This window comes from Amycolatopsis sp. NPDC047767, assembly GCF_040704195.1.
Classification (GTDB): Bacteria; Actinomycetota; Actinomycetes; order Mycobacteriales; family Pseudonocardiaceae; genus Amycolatopsis.
The window spans coordinates 378,481-396,220 of the sequence record NZ_JBEYSJ010000004.1 but is presented as its reverse complement, the minus strand read 5'-3'; the positions used below and the strand labels follow the sequence as shown (position 1 = coordinate 396,220).

Genomic DNA, 17,740 nt, shown 5'->3' with positions numbered 1-17,740 from the left:
GCCGTTCAGTGCAGGGCGCCGAGCGCGGCCGGTGGGAAGGGGACGATCTCGCCTTCGCGGCCGGCGAGGATCTTGGCGGTCCACGACGGGTCGGCGAGCAGGGAGCGGCCGACGGCGATCATGTCGAACTCGTCGGCTTCCAGGCGGTCGAGCAGGCCTTCGATGCCGGTCTTGCGGGCCTGGGCGGGGTTCGCGGTGAATTCGGTGTCGAGGCCCACCGAGCCGACGGAGAGCGCGGGCTTGCCGGTGAGCTTTTTGGCCCAGCCGGCCAGGTTCAGGTCGGACCCGGCGAACGCGGGCTCCCAGTAGCGGCGCGTGGAGGCGTGGAAGGCGTCGGCGCCCGCATCGGCGAGCGCGCCGAGGATCACGCCGAGCTGTTCGGGGTCGTCGGCGATGCGGGCGTCGTAGTCGGTCATCTTCCACTGCGAAAACCGCACCACGACGGGGAATCCGGGCGAGACCGCGCGGCGCACCGCGGTGACGACCTCGGCCGCGAAGCGCGTGCGGGAGCGCAGGTCGCCGCCGTAGGCGTCGGTGCGGTGGTTGGTGCCGGGCCAGAGGAACTGGTCGATGAGGTAGCCGTGGGCGCCGTGCAGTTCGACGCCGTCGAAGCCCAGGCGTTCGGCGGTGGCGGCGGCTTCGGCGAACGCGGTGACGACCTGGTCGATGTCGCGCTGGGACATCGTGCGGCCTTCGCCTGCGTCGTGCATCGGCACGCCGGAGGGTCCGATGGCGGGCGTACCGGGGTCGGGTGGCTCGCCGGGTTTGCGGGCCATTCCGACGTGCTGGAGCTGCGGGAAGATCAGCCCGCCGTGCCCGTGGACGGCTTCGACGACGCGGGCCCAGCCGGCCAGGGCGTCGTCGCCGTACATCCGGGACACCCGGTCGTGCTGGCCGGAGACGGGGTGGTCGACGTAGGCGCCCTCCGTGATCACCAGGCCCGCGCCGCCGGCCGCGCGGCGGGCGTAGTAAGCGGCGACGTCTTCGCCGGGCACGCCGCCGGGCGAGAAGGCGCGGGTCATCGGCGCCATGGCGACGCGGTTGGGCAGGGTCAGCCCGCCGAGGGTCAGCGGACGGGAAAGTGCTTGTGCCGCAGGGGTTTTCATGAGGAATCAGCTCCCCGGTCGTGATCTCCTGCTACGCTAGAACCTGCCGTGGACGTGAGGTTCCACGGTTTGTGGGACGGGTCACGGAGGTCCGATGCGCATCGGGGAGCTCGCCCGGAAGGCGGGTGTGAGTGTCCGGGCGTTGCGGTACTACGAGGAGCAGGAGCTGCTCGTGCCGTCACGCAGCTCGGGCGGGCAGCGACACTACCCGGACGCCGCCGTGGACCAGGTCTGGCTGATTCAGCAGTTCTACGCGGCGGGGCTGTCGAGCAAGTCGATCCTCGCGCTCATGCCGTCCGTGCGCGAGGGCCGGGCGACCCCCGAGGCGCTCTCCCTGCTCACCGCGGAGCGCGACCGCCTCGACCGGCAGTCGCGCGAACTGGCCAACGCGCGTGACAAGCTCGACGACATCATCGCGACCGCCGGGTCGCACTCGTGCGTGCGGCCGCGGTGACGCGTCCGCGTCAGTCCCGGCAGCCGTCGAGGGTCGGCACCGGGTACTTCGGGTCGTAGTAGCCGGGCGCGTCGCGCCCGCCCGTGGGCGCCGGGCCGACGGGCGGGTTGGCGTAGCCGGGCGCAAGGAAACCCGTCTTCGCGGCGGCGCAGCCGACGGAGGAGAACCCGCTGTGCTCGCCGTCGATCCAGAGGCCCTGACTGGTCTTGCTGAAGCCGGTGCCGCTGCGGAGCACGTAGTTCTCGTCCACGCGCACGAAGCTGACGATCTCCGCCGGGCCGGTCAGATCTGCGGGGTGCGGATCGTCGAACGCGTAGGCGACCACGTACTTGGCGTCCACGGCCAGCTCCCCCGGCTTCGCCCCGGGGTGCGCGGTCAGGGTGCCGAAGATCCGCGGGCCCGCGTCGAGCAGGCGGTAGCCGTCGGCGATCTCGGTCACGTAGGGCAGCAGGCCCTTGCCGTGCTCCGCCACGTTCGACGCGATCCACGGCCGCGCGTCCGGCGCCAGCTGCGCGAGGAACGCCCGGGGGTCGTGCCCCGTCACCACGGCGGGTTCGAGCCGTGCGGCGAAGATCGCGCGCTTGACCTGCGCGTAGGCCTCCGTGACGGCTCCGGGTTCGGCCGCCGCCGTGGCGATCCCGTCGAATCCCTTGCTCCAGTTCTGGGCGGGCGTCCGATCGTACGGCCGCGCCAGATCGACGGGCGCGACCACCGGCACCGCCGTGGGGTTGGGCGCGGCCGACTCGGCTTTCGGCTGACTTCCCACCAGCACGATCGCCGCCACCGTCACCCCGAGCACGAGGAGCACGAGGGTCGCGCCCCACCACCGCCCCCGCGGCCGCCGCAGCGGCGCGCGCCGCGTGCGCGCCCGCCGGCGATCCTTCCGCGCCCCCGCCCGCGCGCCGGCCTCCGCCCGTCTGCGCCACTCCGGATCCACCAGGTCCGGGTGCGAGTCGAGCAGGTCTTCCTCTTCCACTTGCGTGCCCCCCGGGAAACGTCGTCGCCTCCTCATCGACGACGGCGGGACATCGTTACGCCGGGCGGGTGCTCGCCGCTCGGTTCACCCGAGCGGCTCGCTCGGATCCCCCAGCACCACGAGGATCCGGGCCGGCTCTTCGCCATCGTCCCCGTAGACCGACACCCGGTTCAGCGCTCGCTCCACCGGCAGCTCCAGCCGAAGCTGCCCGTTCGGCTCGGAGATCTCCAGCGACCGCCGGGAGAGCTCCAGCTCGCCGCAGTGCAGGAGCCCGAGCCCGTCGACCTCGAACGGCTCCTCGACACAGGTGACCCCGACCGGTCCGCTCGCCGCCTGACGCACGCCCACGTACAGGAAGTCGCGCCCGGCGTGGACGATCTCCGTCGCGGCGTTCCAGCCGTCGTGACCGTCCTGGCCGTCCGGCGCGGCGATCACCAGCAGCCCGAACGCGAACCGCGCGACGGCACTGCCGTGGAACCGCTCGCCGGCCGCCTCGGCCGTGGTCACGTCGATCATCTGCACCACGCCTGAAGCGGCTCGTCGCGAAAAGGCTGATTCTTTCGCGCCTTCTTTCGCACCGTCTAGGCGCGGGGCGGTCAGTGGTCGTCGCGGGTGGGTGGGGCGGGGGTGGCCAACGTGGTGGCGCGGGTGAGGGCGTAGGCGGCGAAGAGGGCGGGCAGGCCGAGGACGGCGAGCAGGAGCCAGGTGCTGGTGGAGTTCGCGATGACGGCCCACTGGACCGTGACGAGCAGGCCCGCGTTGAGCAGGACGCGGCCGGTCAGCGAGACCAGGCGGGTGCGGGCCCGGGAGGCCTCGGCGGCGGCCCTGGCGCGGCGGGCGCCGGACGACCAGGCCCACGAGAGTGCGAGCAGAAGCGTGACGGCGACGAGGACGTGGGTGGGCGTGAGGGCGGTCATGGGTCACCCCGATCGGGATTCGCGTGGTGGTGCGAAAAAAGGGTCGTCTTGGGTTGACGGCCGGGAGGGCCGGCCGGCGCGTCGGAGGTTCTCCGGGCGCCGGGCCCGTCCGGCTTGCCTCGTCAGGATGCAGGGCGGCACACCGGGGTCGCAAAATTTCCGACCAACTCCGATCAGCGCCGGTCACTGTGGGCTCCGGCGGGCCGGGGTGTCGGGCATCATGGCACAAGCCCGGAGTGGGGAGGGGACGTCCGTGACGACTGCGCCGTTCGGGGAGCCGCCCGCGCCGGGGAAGCCCGGGTCGCTGCCCGAGTTCGCAGTGCGGTTGCGGGCTTTGCGGGAGTGGTCCGGTGTGCGGCTGCGCGCGTTGCCGGCGCTGGTCGAAAGGGAGAGAACAGCGCGCGGGGTGCCGCCCGAAGCCGTCAGATGCGCGTACGGGACCGCGCGGGAGATCTTCCGGGAGGAGCCCAAGCGGTACAACGAGGAGTTGCTCTTCGACGTCATCCGGGCGTTGCTCAGGAAGGCGCAGCCGCCGGCGGAGGCGCTCGAACGGCACGTACTGCGGTGGCGGGAGAGTTACCACCACGCCCGGCGGCGAAGGCCCGCGAAGGCGGTGTTCCCCGGGTTCTCGATCGGGCCGCTCAGCACGAGTGTTCAGCTGCTGGAAGGCAACGGGGAACGGGAGATCGCGGAAAGTGACGTGCACGTTCTCGTCACGCCGCGGGCGGTTTCTCTTCCTCCGGTAGTGGCAAATCTCAGGGAAAAGTTGCGCGAGGAGCAAAAGTACCGCCGCAAAAGGGGCCTGGAGCACCACGCATTGCTGTCGCGCTACGCGGTTCACGACTTCGTGGTCAACCGCCGCGGCCCCGAGGAACTACCCGAGGTCACGATCCACTTCGTCCACTCCGACTACCTCACTTTCCTGGCCAGCCAACAACTCGACGAACTCCTCCCCGGCGGCGACACCCTCCGCAGCCTCTACCTCGACGGCCGCGACCCCCAGGACACCCCCGACTTCATGCGCTCCAGCTTCGGCCTCAACATCGCCGTCGTCACCGCCGACGGGTGGCTCGTCGTCGCGCGGCGCAGCGGGCGGGTGGGGGTGGGGAAAGGCGAGTGGAACTCCTCGGCGAACGAGGGGCTGCAGCGGGAACTCGACGGGAAACACGGGCCGCCCAACCTGTTCCGTGCCGCCGAGCGCGGGCTGAAGGAGGAGCTGCGGCTCAGGCCCGATCACTACGACCTCAAGCTCCTCGCGTTCGCCGTCGTCACGGTGAACTCCCAGTGGTGCTGCCTGTTCCTGGCGAACCTCCGCACGATGACCCGCCGGCAGTTCGAGAACAACCTCGGCCGCGGCGTCCAGGACGCCTGGGAGCACCGCGGGTTCGACTACGTGGAGTTCGAGCCACAAGCGACGATCGAGTACCTGCTGCGCCCCGACCGCCGCGACTCGTGGGCGCCCGCGGCGCCGGTGCTGTTCTACCTGTCACTCGTGCACGTCCACGGCGAGGAGGCCACCGACCGCGTCGTGGAAACGCTGGAAGCGCAGCAAAATACGGGCGAGGGCCCTCAGCGGCCCTCGCCCGCCCAGCCCGGTCAGCCGGCGATCACTTGACCGTGGACCGCCCGGCAACCATCACGCCGGCGTGAGCGACGGCGGCAACGCGCCCGCACCCCACGACTGGTTCGGTGTCGCGCTCATGTGGAGCACCAGTTCGCCGCCGCGCACGACCTCGTCGTGCGTGATCCAGGCGCGGTGCAACGGCTTTCCGTTCAGCGTCGCCGACGTGATGTAGACGTTGGCCGGCGAGTTGCCGATCGCGCGCACGGTGAACGTCCGGCCGTGGCCCGTCGTGAAACGCGTGCGGTCGAAGACGGGGCTGCCGAGGATGTACACGCCGCTCGCGGGGGAAACGGGGTAGAAGCCCGCCGCGGCGAGGACGTACCAGGCCGACATCTGGCCCGCGTCGTCGTTGCCCGCGAGGCCCGTGGGACCCGTGCGGTAGGCGTTTTCGCAGACGTACCGGGACCACTTCTGGGTCAGCCACGGCGCACCCGCGTAGGTGAACATGAACGGCATCTGCTGCACGGGCTCGTTGCTGTGGTTGTAGAACTCGTTCCACTTCATCATCACGTCCGGCGGCGTCTGCTCGAAGATGCCGTTGAGCCGGTCGACGAACGCCGCGCGCCCGCCCGCGAGCTTCACCAGGCCGCCGACGTCGTGCGGCACGAACCAGCCCTGCTGCTCCGGGTTGCTCTCGATGCAGCCGTCGCCGTCGCCCATCCAGCTGCCGTCGGCGTTGCGGCCGCGGAACCAGCCGGCGTCGGCGTTGAAGAGGTTCCGGTAGTTCTGCGAAGTCGCGTAGAGGCGCTTCGCGTCCTCCTTCTTGCCCAACGCTTCGGCGAACCGCGCGAGAGCGTAGTCGGTGTACGCGTTTTCGAGCGTCGACGAGAGGCTGTAGGTGACGCAGTAACCGAGCGAGGTCCAGTTCGCGAAATCGGTGCGGTTGGAGCGTTCCGCCGGCCCCATCGCGACCTCGCGGCAGAAGCGGTAGGCCTTTTCGGCGTCGAACCCACGCAGGCCCTTGAGGTACGCCTCGGCGATGACGTTGATCGCGGCGTCGCCGATCATCGTGTCGGTGTCCTTGCCCAACAGCTCCCAGCGGGCGAGCCCGCGCACGAGGCCGGCGTCGGTGAGCGAGACCAGCGAAGTGATCGTCTCCTGCACCACGTCCGGGTCGATGATCGTGAGCAGCGGGAACTGCGCGCGGAACACGTCCCAGCCGCTGAACAGCGTGCGGTGCGTGACGCCGTCGCGCACCGGCGCGGTGTCGCCCACGCGGTGGCGGCCGTCGACGTCGCCGAACAGCCGCGGGTCGATCATCGAGTGGTACAGCGCGGTTTCGAAGATCTTGCGCTGCTCGGCCGTGCCGCCCTCGACGGCGACCTTGCCCAGCGCGTCCGCCCACGTGCGGCGGGCCCCGGCGGCCACGGCGTCGAAGCTCCAGCTCGGCAGATCGTGGCGCAGGTTGCGGCGGGAGCCGTCGAGGTCGACGAACGACACGCCCGCGCGCACCGGCACCTGCTGGCCGGCGCGGACGGGGAACTCGGCGAAGAAGCCGAGCTGGGTGCCGTCGCGCTGTGCGAGGTCGGTGCGGACGTCGGTGCCGTCCCACGTGCCGAACACGGCGATCGGCTGGTGGAACTCCATTGTGAAGTACACGGTGTAGGCCGGGCTCTGCGCGCCGCAGCCCCAGCCGCCGCCCGTGTGGTCGCAGCGGATCCAGCCTTCGACGGTGGTGGCGTCGACCTGGCGCACGTGCTGCGCGATCGAGTGCGAGCCGTCCGGCCCGATGCGGCGGGTGAGGTCGACCTTGACGCGGCCGGTGCCGGCGTCGTGGAAGGTGAAACGCAGCAGCCCCGCCCGCTCGGTGGCGGTGAGCTCGGCGCGCACGCGGTAGCGGTCGAGCTCCACGGCGTAGTAGCCGGCGCGGGCGGTCTCGGTTTCCTTGCGGTACGGGCTCTTCGCCTCGTCGCGCCCGGTCACGAGCGGGCCGGTCTGCGGGAGCACCTGGAGGTTGCCGAGGTCGCCGTAGCAGCCGACGCCCGACATGTGCAGGAAGCTGAAGCCCTCGATCGTGGTCATCTCGGCCGAGTAGCCGCTGCCGTTGTCACCGCCGGAGACCGTGTCCGGGCTCAGCTGGACCAGGCCGAACGGCGCGACCGCGCCGGGGAACGTCTTGCCGCACGCCGTATCGGCCGCGGTGGTGACAGATCCGATGATCGGATCGACGGAGTCCACCGGTTGCGGCCGGGCGGTGGCTGCCACCGCGGTGCGGGGCAGGGCCGCGGCGGCGGCCACCCCACCTGTGCCGACCAGAAACCCGCGCCTGGACAGAGAACCCGCGTCGGTCATGCTTCATCGCCTTCCGGACGCTCGTGCAGTTGTCGCCACCACACTGAGCGAACGAGCGGGCCGGGTCAAGCAGACATCGGATGTGTGGCCTTTTCTGTCCACTCGTTGTCCGGCCCGGGAATTCCATTGTGGACGTCGCAGTGGACGTCTCGTCGGACGTCACCGCGCGAGCAGCCGCCGGGCTTCCGGCACCACGTCACGCGCGAATGCGGCTACCTGAGCAGCGGAATTGTCCTCGGGCATGAAGACGAACCCGGTGTACGGCAGCTCGCCGCCGAGTTTCGCCAGCAGCTCCGCCCATTCCGCCGCGGTGCCCCGCACAGGGTCGGCACCCTGCGCCAGCCGCGGCCGGCCGGGTGTTTCGGTGACCGTGCCGACGATCTGGGCGATCCGGCGCCCGGCCTGTGGCTTGCGGCCCGCGGCCACGGCGGCGTCGTCGATGAGGCGGTTGGCCTCGGCCCACTTCTCGTACGGCAGGTAGGAGGCGATCGGAGCCGCCCATCCGTCGGCGATCCGGCCGGTCAGCGAGAGGGACTTCGGTCCCTGTGCGCCGACCCAGATCTCGACGGGGTGCACCGGCGCCGGACCCGGGTGCGCGCCCGAGACGGAGTAGAACTCGCCCTGGACCCGCACCGGCGGACCGCCGTCCGCCCACAGCGCCCGGAGGATGGTGACCGCTTCCTCCAGCGCGACGTTCGACTCGCGCGCGCTGCGACGCGGCACCCCGAGCTGCGTGATCGCGTCCCAGTAGCCACCCGCGCCGAGGGCCAGCTCGAACCGGCCGCCGGACACGATGTCCAGCGCGGCCGCGGTCTTCGCCAGCAGTGCCGGTGGCCTCAGCGGCAGGCTCGCGACGTCCGGGAACACGCTGATCTTGTCCGTGTGCGCCAGCAGATCTCCGGCCAGCACGAACGTGTCCGGCCGGTCCGGCGCGAACGGCGCGTCCTGGATGCCGAGGAGGTCGAGGCCGCCGTCGTCCGCGGCCGTGGCGAAGGCGCGGCCGGCCGCCAGGTCGGCGGTGGGCGTCAGCGCAACGCCGAACAGCAGGTCGTCGCGCAACGCGCTCCCATCAAGTCAATAGACATTACCGTCAATGATCATGCCGAGATCCGGCCCGCGACGCCATTCGGTGGTGGCTCGTTTTCCGCCGCGATCGGATCAGGGAGGTCCGGCGCGGGCGGCGGCACCGAACCTCCCTGTCGATCACGTCCCGCGGTTACGCTCGGAACCGATCGGCGTCAGTCGACCGGCGGCCACACGGGAATCGGCCCGCGGCCCGACGGGAACCGCACGTTCTTGGCCCGCACGAACTCGTGCAGGGTCTCGGCGGCGTTCTCCCGGCCGAACCCGCTTCCCTTCACGCCGCCGAACGGCGAGCCGAGGAAGGAGCGGCGGACGTAGTTGTTCACGAAGACCATGCCGGCTTGCAGGTCGCGCGCCAGGTTCGAGGCACGGAAGTGATCGCGCGTGATGAGCGCGGCCGTGAGCCCGTACGCGGTGCCGTTGGCGATGCGCACGGCTTCTTCGTCGCTGTCGTAGACCAGAATCGACGCGACCGGGCCGAAGATCTCCTCCTGCGCCACCGTGTGGTCGGGCTGCACGCCGGTGAGCACGGTCGGCGGGACCCAGAAGCCACCGGCCAGGCGGGCGTCGTCCGGCAGCTCGGCCTGGAAGACGATCTTCGCGCCTTCGGCCACGGCGGTGTCGACGTAGCCGAGCACCTTCTGCTGCTGGCGTGCGTCGACCATGGCGCCGATGTCGGTGGCCGCGTCGAGCCCGTCGCCGACCTGCAGCTTCTCGGTGGCGGCCACGAAGCGCTCCACGAACTCGTCGTGCAGCGACCGGTGCACGAGGATCCGCGCGGTCGACGTGCAGGCCTCGCCCTGGTTGTAGAACATGCCCTCGATCGCGACGCTGACGGCGACGTCCAGGTCGGCGTCGTCGAGCACGATCAGCGCGTTCTTGCCGCCGAGCTCCATCGTGGCGAAGGTGAGGTTCTCCGCGGCGGTGCGCAGCACGGCCTGGCCGGTCCTGGTGGCGCCGGTGAACGTGATCCGCTCGACGGTGGGGTGCCCGGCGAGCGCGGGGCCGGCGGACAGGCCGGACACGGCGTTCACGACACCCGGCGGCAGGACCTGGTTCACCAGCTCCACGAGCCGCAGCACGGCCAGCGGCGCCTGCTCCCCCGGTTTGATGACCACGGTGTTGCCCGCGGCCAGCGCCGGCGCGGTCTTCTTCGTGAAGTGCATCGGCGGCCAGTTGAACGGCAGGATCGCGGCCACGACACCGTAGGGCTCGTAGTGCACGCGCGCCTCGATCGGGCCCTGGTCGAGCACCTCGCCGTGGAGCGTCTCGGCGAGACCGCTGAAGTAGTCGAAGCCGGCCGAGCTGAACGCCACGTCGAACCGGCGCGCGTCACGCAGCGGTTTGCCGACCTCACGCGCCTCGAGCTCGGCCAGCTCCTCGGCGTGCTCCCGGATCACGGCCGCGACCTTGCGCAGCAGCCCGCTGCGCTCGCGCGGCGTGAGGCGGCCCCACTCCCCTTCGTACGCCCGGCGCGCGTCGCGGACGGCCTGGTCGACGACGTCGTCGCTCGCTTCCACCACGTCGGCGAGGTGGCCCCCGGTGGCCGGCTCGAGAACGGCGAAGGCCGGCGCGTCTTCGGGTGTCACCCAGCTGCCGCCGATGAACGAGCCCCACCGGGCGCGCGGCAGCGGGCCACGGCCGTCGGCCGGAAGGACGGGTTCCAGGGCGTCGGACATCGTGAGATCCCTTCGGTGGACTGTGAACGTTTGCGGTGGATGACCGCCGAAGCTGCCATTGACCACAGACTACTCAGCTCTTACGATAATGCAATCGTTTGCGGCCATCAGGGCCGGTCTTGCAGGTCTTGCAAAGAGGCACAGTTCGGCAGGAGGCAGTCGGATGAGGACTTTGCTCAGCGGAGGCGCGCTCGTCGCGCCGGGTCGCCCGGAACTTCTCGGCGGAGGAGAGCTCCTGATCGACGGGACGACCATCGCCGAGCTCGGCCCGGTGGGGTCGGTGAGCCGGGAGGGCGTGGACCGCGTCGTGGACACGACGGGTTCGATCGTGCTGCCGGGGTTGGTCAACGCCCACCAGCACGACTGGTACCTCTACGGCAAGGGGCTCGGCTGCGACGTGCTGCTGGAGCAGTGGATCACCGGCTGCCTCGTGCCGCTCAAGGACAACCTCGACGTGGACGACCTGCGGGTGGCCAGTGAGCTCGCCGCGCTCGACATGCTGCGCGGCGGGACCACCAGCTCCGTCAACCACCTGGTGAACGAGACGACGATCGCCGACGAGGAGGCGATCCTGGGCCCGGTGGCCGACACCGGCGTCCGCCAGTTCTTCGCGAAGGTCATCCGCCCGCACGACGCGCGCGACGACTACGCGGGCGCGCGCGAGTCGTTCGAGAAGTGGGACGGCGCCGCCGAGGGCCGCATCCGCGTCGGCTTCGTGCTCGAGGCGACGGCGCACTGGGTCGCGCTCAGCACGAGCTCCGAGGAGATGGTGCTGGGCGGCCACGAGCTCGCCGTGGAGAAGGACACGTTCGTCACCTCGCACATCGCGGGCGGAACCATGTCGCGCGACGAGGGTTACCTCAAGTGGGTGCTGGAAACCGGCCGCACCGACGTGCAGTTCCTGCACCGCCTCGGCGTCCTCGACGACCGCTGGATCCTCGCGCACACCATCCACCCGCGCGGCAACGACCTCGACCTCATCGCGGCCTCGCGCAGCACCGTCGCGCACACCCCGAGCTCCGAAGCCGCCCGCGGCGCTGGCATCACGCCGGTGAAACACATGCTGGACAACGAGATCCGCGTCGCCCTCGGCACCGACGGCCCCATGGTCGACCTCACCAACGACATGGTCGAGCAGATGAAGTGGACGCGCCTGCTGCAGAACCAGCTCCACGAACACCCCGGCTCGATCGACCTCGGCAAGCTCGTGACGATGGCCACCGAAGACAGCGCGTACGCCGTCCGCGCCGACAAGTACCTCGGTTCCCTGCGACCGGGCTACGCGGCGGACATCGCGGTCTTCGACCTCGACACCCTGCACGCGGGCCCGGTGCACCACCCCCTGACGACCTTCGTCCACGCGGCCCGGGGCACGGACGCGAAGCACGTCTTCGTGAACGGCGAGCAGCTGCTGGACAACGGCCGCTTCACCCGGGTGGACGAGCTGCACGTGACGGACCTGATGCGCCGCGCGGGCGACCGCGCCCGCGCCCTGGGACGGCGAGCGGGCTTGCTGCCGGAGGACTGAGCCTCCTCGACGCGGAAACCCCTGGTCCGGCAACGGTTTCTCGTTGCCGGACCAGGGATTTCTCACAACTTAGCCCGCTCCACCGCTTGCCCCTCGGGCGCACCCGTGCGCCCGAGGGGCGCCGACGCGTTCCGCCGGCCGGCGGTGACCGGCGCCGCCGCGGTGATCGCCGCGCTGCCGGGCTTTCTTTGCGCTGCAGCGGAAACGGGCGTTAGAGCTTCGCCGCGGCCGTGGAGTCGCGCAGGATCAGGTCGACCGGCAGGACGACGCGCTTGGCGGGTGCCGTCGGGGAAGCGATGCGTTCGAGCAGGAGGCGGGCGGCTTCGCGGCCGATGTCGTAGTGCGGGATGCGCACGGTGGTCAGCGAGGGGCGCTGGCGGTCGACGAAAGGCATGTCGTTGAAGCCCGTCACGGAGATGTCGCCGGGGACGGCGCGACCGAGCTCGGCCAGGGCGGAGTAGCAGCCGAGGGCGCTGAGGTCGTTGCCGGCGAGCACCGCGGTCAGCGTGGGGTGCGCGGCGAGCAGGCGCAGGGTCGCGGCGTGGCCCGCGGTCTCGGTGAACGCGTCGGCGAACTCGACCGCGCCGGTGGCCGCTTCGAGGCCCAGGGACGTGGTGGCGTCGAGGTAGCCGCGGTAACGCTCCCAGCCCGTCGAGAGGTCGCGTGGGCCCGCGACGTGGCCGATGCGCGTGTGGCCGAGGGCGATGAGGTGGCGCACGAGCAGGTGGATGCCCGCGGCGTTGTCGGCGGTGACCGACGGGATGCCGCCAGTGTCGGTGCGGCGGTTGACGAGCACGGTGGGCACCGAGGACGCCAGCTCGTCGGAACGGCGGCTGGTGGCCAGGATGAAGCCGTCGATCTGGCGCCCGCGCATGGCGGTGACCAGCTCGTTCTCGCGGTCCGGGTCGCCGTCGGTGTTGCCGACCAGCGCCATGTACCCGGCGTCCCGCAGACCGTCCTCGATGCCGCGGACGATCGGCGGGAACACCGGGTTGCGCAGGTCCGGGATGATGACCCCGGCGACCGAAGACGTGCGCGTGCGCAGGCTGCGCGCGGCGGAGTTGGGCGCGTAGCCCAGGGCCCGGGCGGCCTCGGCGACCCGGCTCGCCGTCCGCGCGTTGACCATCCCGCGCGTGGCGGGGTTGAGCGCCCGGCTCGCGGTCGCGGCGTGCACCCCCGCCCGCTCGGCGACGTCCTTGATCGTCGGCGGCCTGTTCATCGTGCCAGCATAGAGTGACCGGACGTCACCAAGAGACGGCGACGTACTTGGACTCCGTGTACTCCAGCAGCCCCTCGTGCCCGCCCTCGCGGCCGAGCCCGCTCTGCTTCACACCGCCGAACGGGGCAGCCGGCTCGGAGACCAGACCACGGTTGAGCCCGACCATGCCCGACTCCAGCGCCTCCGAAAGCCGCAGGCCGCGCGCGAGGTCGCCGGTGTACACGTAGGACACCAGGCCGTGCTCGGTGTCGTTGGCCAGCCGGACGACCTCGTCCTCGGTGTCGAACGTGACGATCGGCGCCACCGGGCCGAAGATCTCCTCCGCGAGCACGGGCGCGCCCGCCGGGACGTCGGCCAGGACGGTCGCCGGGTAGTAGAACCCGGTGCCCTCCGGGCGTTTCCCGCCGACCAGCACGCGAGCGCCGGCGTCGACGGTCCCGTCGACCAGCTCGGTCACCTTGTCCACGGCGGCCTCGTTGACGAGCGGGCCGAGCTCGATCCCGGCGTCGGTGCCGGGGCCGACCCGCAGCGCGCCCATCCGCTCGGCCAGCCGCCGGCCGAACTCGGCGGCCACGCCGCGCTGCACGAAGAACCGGTTCGCCGCCGTGCAGGCCTGCCCGCCGTTGCGCATCTTCGCGACCATCGCGCCGTCCACCGCCGCGTCGAGGTCGGCGTCGTCGAAGACCAGGAACGGCGCGTTGCCGCCCAGCTCCATCGACGTGCTGACCACGGTGTCCGCCGCCACGTGCAGCAGCGCGCGACCGACCTCCGTCGAGCCCGTGAACGACAGCTTCCGCACGCGCGGGTCGTGGACCATCGCACCCACGACCTTGCCGGACCGCGTGGACGGGACCACGTTCACCGTGCCCGCCGGCGCGCCGGCCTCTTCGAGGATGGCCGCGATCGCGAGCGCGGTGAGCGGGGTCTCCGACGCCGGCTTGAGGATCACCGTGCAGCCGGCGCCGAGCGCGGGCGCGATCTTGCGCGTGGCCATCGCGGCGGGGAAGTTCCACGGCGTCACCAGCACGCTCACGCCGATCGGCTGCCGCAGCACGAGAATGCGGTTGGCGCCGCCGGGCGCGGTCTGCACGGTGCCCGCCACCCGCACGGTTTCCTCGGCGTACCAGCGGAAGAACTCGGCGGCGTAGTTCACCTCGCCGCGCGCGTCGGGCAGCGCCTTGCCGTTCTCTCGCACGATCAGCTCGGCGAGCTCCTCGGCCCGCTCGTGCATGAGCGTGAACGCGCGGTGCAGCACGTCGGCCCGGGCCCGGGGCGCGGTCGCGCCCCACGCGGGCAGGGCGGCCGCGGCGGCGTCGACGGCGGCCAGGCCGTCCTCGACGCTGCCGTTGGCGACGGTGGTGATCGGCTCGGCCGTGGCCGGGTCGACCACGGTGATGCGGGACCCGTCGGACGAGGGCCGCCACTCACCGCCGATGAACAACTCTTCGGGGACCTTCACGGTGTGACTCCTCAGTACGGGTTGGCGACGAACAGGTCCTGCGCCGGGAACTTCGTCAGCACCTCGACGCCGGTCTCGGTGACCACGACCTCCTCTTCGATGCGCGCGGCGGAGAAGCCGTCGGTGGCCGGGCAGTACGTCTCGAGCGCGAACACCATGCCCGGGCGGATCTCGACGGGGTTGCCGAGGCTGTTGAGCCGCGAGATGATCGGCCGCTCGTGCAGGCCCAGCCCGAGCCCGTGGCCGAACTGCAGGCCGAACGCCGCCATCTCGTTCGCGAAGCCGAAGTCCGTGGCGGCCGGCCAGACCCGGGCGACGTCGTCGGTCCCGATCCCCGGCTTCACCGCTTCGATCGCCGCGTCCATCCACTCGCGCGCCTGCCGGTACGCACCGCGCTGCACATCGGTGGCACTGCCGACGCTGAACGTGCGGTAATAACACGTGCGATAGCCGTTGTAGGACTGGATGATGTCGAAGAACGCCTGGTCCCCCGGCCGGATGAGCCGGTCGGAGAAGTTGTGCGGGTGCGGGTTGCACCGCTCCCCCGACACGGCGTTGATCGCCTCGACCTGGTCGGAACCCATTTCGTACAGCCGTTTGTTGGCCAGCGCGACGATCTCGTTCTCGCGCACGCCGGGCTTGAGCGCCTCGACGATGTCCTGGTACACGCCGTCGACCATCGCGGCGGCCTGCGAGAGCAACGTGATCTCGTCGGACGACTTGATCTCCCGCGCGTCGAGCATCGCCTGCTGCGCGTCGACCACCGTCAGCCCTTGGCGCTGCATCTCGAACAGGAACGGCGGCTCCACGATGTCCACGCCCACCGGCGAATCCGCGACGCCGGCCTGCGTGAGCAGATCCTTGATCTGCGTCACGGCGTCGCGCATCAAGCCTGCTTCGGGTGAGATCGCGCCCCGCAGGCCGAGCATGCCGGCTCGGCAGTTCTCCGGCTCGAGCCACGGCGAGTACAGCTGGTGGTGCTTCGCGGCGGAACCGAAGTCCCACAGCATCGGCTCGCCGTCGCGGGTGAGCAGCGCGTAGCGGGTCATCTTGTCGCCGAGCGCGCCGCCGATCCACGTCTGCGTGGTGTAGCGGATGTTGTAGAAGTCGAACAGCAGGAACGCGCCGCACTCACCCGCGTCGAGCGAAGCCCGCGCCCGCGCGAGGCGGTAGTCGCGCAGCCGCGCGAAATCCACGCGCTCCTCGAAGTCGACGGCGTTGTGACCCGGCGCCGGGATCGGCCGTCCGTCAAACATCGGTGGGCTCCAGACCGTCCGAAACCTCGGCGTTCTCGGACACCAGCGTGATGCCCGACCGGCGGGCCTGCTCCTCGATCAGCACGGCGAAGTCCTGCTCCACCAGCCCGGCGCCGATCGCGCCGGCCACGATCTGCGCGGTCGCCGAGGCCACCGGCATCGGCGCGTCCAGCTCGCGTGCGGCCGCCAGGCCGAGGTCGAAGTCCTTGCGCAGCAACGGCATCGTGAACGTCGGCGTGAAGTCCAGGTTCACCAGGGCCGGCGTCTTGTAGCGGGAGAAGACCGAACCCATCACGGAGTCGTTGAGGAAGGTCATGAACGCCTCGCGCGTCACGCCGCCCTTCTCCGCCAGCACCGTGATCTCGGCCAGCGACTGGATCACCACGCCGAGGAAGACGTTGTGGCAGATCTTCACCAGGCGCGCCACCTCGTCCTCGCCGACGTAGGTCACGCCGCGGCCGAGGGTGTCGAGCATCGGGCGCACCTCGTCGAACACCGCGCTCGGACCCGAGACGGCGAGCGTCAGCTTGCCCGAGCTCACGACCTTCGGGTTGCCGCTCACGGGCGCCGCCAGCAGTTCGGTGCCGCGCTTGGCCGCCTCCACACGCACGGTGGCCGAGGCCTCGGCCGAGACCGTGGACGAGTCGATCACGACCTTCGGCGCCTTCGCCGGGTCCGTGAACAGGCCGCCCTCGCCCGACGTCACGTGCTGCAGGTCGGCCGAGGCCGAGACCATGGTGAACACCACGTCCCGCCCGGCGAGGTCCACCGGCCGCTGGGCGACGGTCGCGCCGGCGGCGACCAGCTCTTCGGCCTTGGCGCGGGTGCGGTTGTAGACGGCGACGTCGTAGCCGGCCGCGAGCAGCCGGCGCACGAGCGCCGCACCCATGCGGCCGGCACCGATCCAGCCGATCGTGGGTCGGTCGGTGAGGGTCACCATGGTCAGTACCTCCGAGTGTCACCGTTGTTGTTGCAATCGTTTGCAACCATCATGCGGTGCCAGCTAGGATCCGTCAAGTACCGAGCCGAAAGCCGAGTTGCGAACGTCCGCAGCCGGTTTCGCCCGAAACGGCTGTGAGATCAGGAAAGGCGGCACCGGCGTGCGTTCGATCAAGCTGGGCACGTTCAGCCCCTCGGTCCTCCTGTCGGTCGCCGCCGCCACCGGCGCACTCGCCGAGGCCCGGCTCGAGGTCACGGAGGTGCCGGCGAAAACGTCGGCCCACCAGTTCGAGGACCTCTTCGAGGGCCGCCTCGACGCCGCGTTCACCAACCCGGACAACGTGCTGGCCTACCGCTGCGTCCCCGGCAACCCGCTGGGCCGGACCGGCGACGTGCGGATCCTCGGCGCGGTCGACCGCGGCCTGGGACTGGGCCTGTTCACCGCGCCCGGCGTCGCCGGACCCGCACGCGGCGGGCGGCTCGGCGTCGACGTGCCCGGGTCAGGCTTCGCCTTCATCGCGTTCGAGCTCCTCGCCCGCGCCGGCCTGGTCCGCGACACCGACTACGAGGTCGTCAGCCTCGGCTCCACCCCGAAACGCGCGCGGGCCCTGGTCGAGGGCACCGTGGACACCACGGTGCTCAACGCCGGCAACGACCTCGTCGCCGAAGCCCAGGGCGCCCGGAGGGTCGCGTCGGTCACCGAGATCGGCCCGTACGCCGGGACCGTTCTGTGCGCCACCGCCGACGGGATCGCCACACACGCCGACGCGCTGGCCGCCCTGCTCACGGTCACCTCCGCCGTGGCCCGGCAGCTGGCCACGGGCCGGCACCGGGAGATCGCATTGACCGCGGTGACCGAGCGCCTCGGGCTGACGGGCCCGAGCGCCGAGCGTCACCTGGCGATCCTCACCGATCCCGCGATCGGCCTGGTCCCCGACGCCCGCCTGAAGCACGCGGAGCTCGACACCGTCGTGTACCTGCGCAACCGGCACTCCCGCGCCGCGACGCCGGTCACCGCGGAGGAAGCGCTGCGCAGCGGCTTGGTCGACTCGTCACTCCTCCCCAAAGCCTGACGCTTGCTGCGATCGTTTGTCATCGCGTTGCAATCCTGAAAACCCATCCCGATCGCCGCTCTAGCTGCACACTTTCCGCATCAGGCCACTGATCAGCATTGACCTCGGGCCGCCCGCCGCCTACATTGCTGCAAT

15 protein-coding genes are annotated in these 17,740 nt (G+C 71.2%); 4 read left to right on the top strand and 11 right to left on the bottom strand.

Features of this window, described 5'->3' with window-relative positions; all coding sequences use genetic code 11:
- Positions 1 to 5: 5 nt before the first annotated feature.
- Positions 6 to 1,106, bottom strand: a complete 1,101-nt coding sequence (locus AB0878_RS10710; protein ID WP_366578599.1) for a 12-oxophytodienoate reductase — start codon at positions 1,104 to 1,106, stop codon at positions 6 to 8.
- Between the two features lie 94 nt (positions 1,107 to 1,200).
- On the opposite strand from AB0878_RS10710, the gene AB0878_RS10705 reads away from it, so the two are divergent.
- The gene (locus AB0878_RS10705; protein WP_366578597.1) at positions 1,201 to 1,560 is read left to right on the top strand and encodes a MerR family transcriptional regulator; all 360 of its coding nucleotides are present in this window, start codon (positions 1,201 to 1,203) and stop codon (positions 1,558 to 1,560) included.
- Positions 1,561 to 1,570: 10 nt separating this feature from the next.
- Here AB0878_RS10705 and AB0878_RS10700 read toward each other — a convergent pair whose 3' ends face one another.
- From AB0878_RS10700 to AB0878_RS10690, 3 genes are all read right to left on the bottom strand, one after another.
- Positions 1,571 to 2,536, bottom strand: a complete 966-nt coding sequence (locus AB0878_RS10700; RefSeq protein ID WP_366578595.1) for a hypothetical protein — start codon at positions 2,534 to 2,536, stop codon at positions 1,571 to 1,573.
- A gap of 84 nt (positions 2,537 to 2,620) precedes the next feature.
- On the bottom strand, positions 2,621 to 3,061 hold the full coding sequence (locus AB0878_RS10695; protein WP_366578593.1) for a hypothetical protein: 441 nt from the start codon (positions 3,059 to 3,061) through the stop codon (positions 2,621 to 2,623).
- A gap of 71 nt (positions 3,062 to 3,132) precedes the next feature.
- Positions 3,133 to 3,453, bottom strand: coding sequence for a hypothetical protein (locus tag AB0878_RS10690; protein WP_366578591.1), 321 nt, complete (start codon positions 3,451 to 3,453; stop codon positions 3,133 to 3,135).
- A 253-nt stretch (positions 3,454 to 3,706) separates the two neighbouring features.
- On the opposite strand from AB0878_RS10690, the gene AB0878_RS10685 reads away from it, so the two are divergent.
- Entirely contained in the window at positions 3,707 to 5,068 is a 1,362-nt protein-coding gene (locus tag AB0878_RS10685; protein WP_366578589.1) for a hypothetical protein, read from the top strand.
- Positions 5,069 to 5,089: 21 nt separating this feature from the next.
- On the opposite strand, the gene AB0878_RS10680 is transcribed toward AB0878_RS10685, so the two are convergent.
- The 3 genes from AB0878_RS10680 to AB0878_RS10670 all read right to left on the bottom strand — a co-directional run bounded on the left by AB0878_RS10680 (position 5,090) and on the right by AB0878_RS10670 (position 10,131).
- Entirely contained in the window at positions 5,090 to 7,315 is a 2,226-nt protein-coding gene (locus AB0878_RS10680) for a GH92 family glycosyl hydrolase (RefSeq protein ID WP_366578587.1), read from the bottom strand.
- A gap of 213 nt (positions 7,316 to 7,528) precedes the next feature.
- Complete coding sequence (locus AB0878_RS10675; protein WP_366578586.1) at positions 7,529 to 8,428, bottom strand: LLM class flavin-dependent oxidoreductase; 900 nt, start codon at positions 8,426 to 8,428, stop codon at positions 7,529 to 7,531.
- A gap of 179 nt (positions 8,429 to 8,607) precedes the next feature.
- Positions 8,608 to 10,131 (bottom strand): aldehyde dehydrogenase family protein, encoded by a 1,524-nt coding sequence (locus AB0878_RS10670; RefSeq protein ID WP_366578584.1) that lies wholly within the window; start codon positions 10,129 to 10,131, stop codon positions 8,608 to 8,610.
- A 163-nt stretch (positions 10,132 to 10,294) separates the two neighbouring features.
- On the opposite strand from AB0878_RS10670, the gene AB0878_RS10665 reads away from it, so the two are divergent.
- On the top strand, positions 10,295 to 11,659 hold the full coding sequence (locus AB0878_RS10665) for an amidohydrolase family protein (protein ID WP_366578582.1): 1,365 nt from the start codon (positions 10,295 to 10,297) through the stop codon (positions 11,657 to 11,659).
- Between the two features lie 211 nt (positions 11,660 to 11,870).
- Here the strand turns inward: AB0878_RS10665 and AB0878_RS10660 are convergent, their stop codons facing one another.
- Genes AB0878_RS10660 through AB0878_RS10645 form a run of 4 tightly spaced genes read right to left on the bottom strand, consistent with a single transcriptional unit; the run spans position 11,871 to position 16,533 of the window.
- Positions 11,871 to 12,878: a LacI family DNA-binding transcriptional regulator gene (locus AB0878_RS10660; RefSeq protein WP_366578580.1), complete on the bottom strand. Its 1,008-nt coding sequence runs from the start codon at positions 12,876 to 12,878 to the stop codon at positions 11,871 to 11,873.
- 25 nt (positions 12,879 to 12,903) lie between these two features.
- Positions 12,904 to 14,337 carry an NAD-dependent succinate-semialdehyde dehydrogenase gene (locus tag AB0878_RS10655; RefSeq protein ID WP_366578579.1) on the bottom strand — a complete coding sequence of 478 codons (1,434 nt, stop codon included), beginning with the start codon at positions 14,335 to 14,337 and terminating at the stop codon, positions 12,904 to 12,906.
- Between the two features lie 11 nt (positions 14,338 to 14,348).
- Positions 14,349 to 15,593, bottom strand: a complete 1,245-nt coding sequence (locus AB0878_RS10650) for a M24 family metallopeptidase (protein ID WP_366578577.1) — start codon at positions 15,591 to 15,593, stop codon at positions 14,349 to 14,351.
- Entirely contained in the window at positions 15,586 to 16,533 is a 948-nt protein-coding gene (locus AB0878_RS10645; protein WP_366578575.1) for an NAD(P)-dependent oxidoreductase, read from the bottom strand. Before AB0878_RS10645 ends, AB0878_RS10650 begins: the two co-directional genes overlap by 8 nt.
- Before the next feature lie 160 nt (positions 16,534 to 16,693).
- On the opposite strand from AB0878_RS10645, the gene AB0878_RS10640 reads away from it, so the two are divergent.
- Positions 16,694 to 17,605, top strand: a complete 912-nt coding sequence (locus tag AB0878_RS10640) for an ABC transporter substrate-binding protein (RefSeq protein WP_366578573.1) — start codon at positions 16,694 to 16,696, stop codon at positions 17,603 to 17,605.
- Positions 17,606 to 17,740 lie beyond the last annotated feature (135 nt).

What these genes read in the sequence shown, in the direction of transcription:
- AB0878_RS10665 (WP_366578582.1), top strand. Translation starts at nt 10,295, where the DNA reads ATGAGGACTTTGCTCAGCGGAGGCGCGCTCGTCGCGCCGGGTCGCCCG.
- AB0878_RS10670 (WP_366578584.1), bottom strand. Translation starts at nt 10,131, where the DNA reads ATGTCCGACGCCCTGGAACCCGTCCTTCCGGCCGACGGCCGTGGCCCG.
- AB0878_RS10645 (WP_366578575.1), bottom strand. Translation starts at nt 16,533, where the DNA reads ATGGTGACCCTCACCGACCGACCCACGATCGGCTGGATCGGTGCCGGC.
- AB0878_RS10710 (WP_366578599.1), bottom strand. Translation starts at nt 1,106, where the DNA reads ATGAAAACCCCTGCGGCACAAGCACTTTCCCGTCCGCTGACCCTCGGC.
- AB0878_RS10705 (WP_366578597.1), top strand. Translation starts at nt 1,201, where the DNA reads ATGCGCATCGGGGAGCTCGCCCGGAAGGCGGGTGTGAGTGTCCGGGCG.
- AB0878_RS10690 (WP_366578591.1), bottom strand. Translation starts at nt 3,453, where the DNA reads ATGACCGCCCTCACGCCCACCCACGTCCTCGTCGCCGTCACGCTTCTG.
- AB0878_RS10660 (WP_366578580.1), bottom strand. Translation starts at nt 12,878, where the DNA reads ATGAACAGGCCGCCGACGATCAAGGACGTCGCCGAGCGGGCGGGGGTG.
- AB0878_RS10650 (WP_366578577.1), bottom strand. Translation starts at nt 15,593, where the DNA reads ATGTTTGACGGACGGCCGATCCCGGCGCCGGGTCACAACGCCGTCGAC.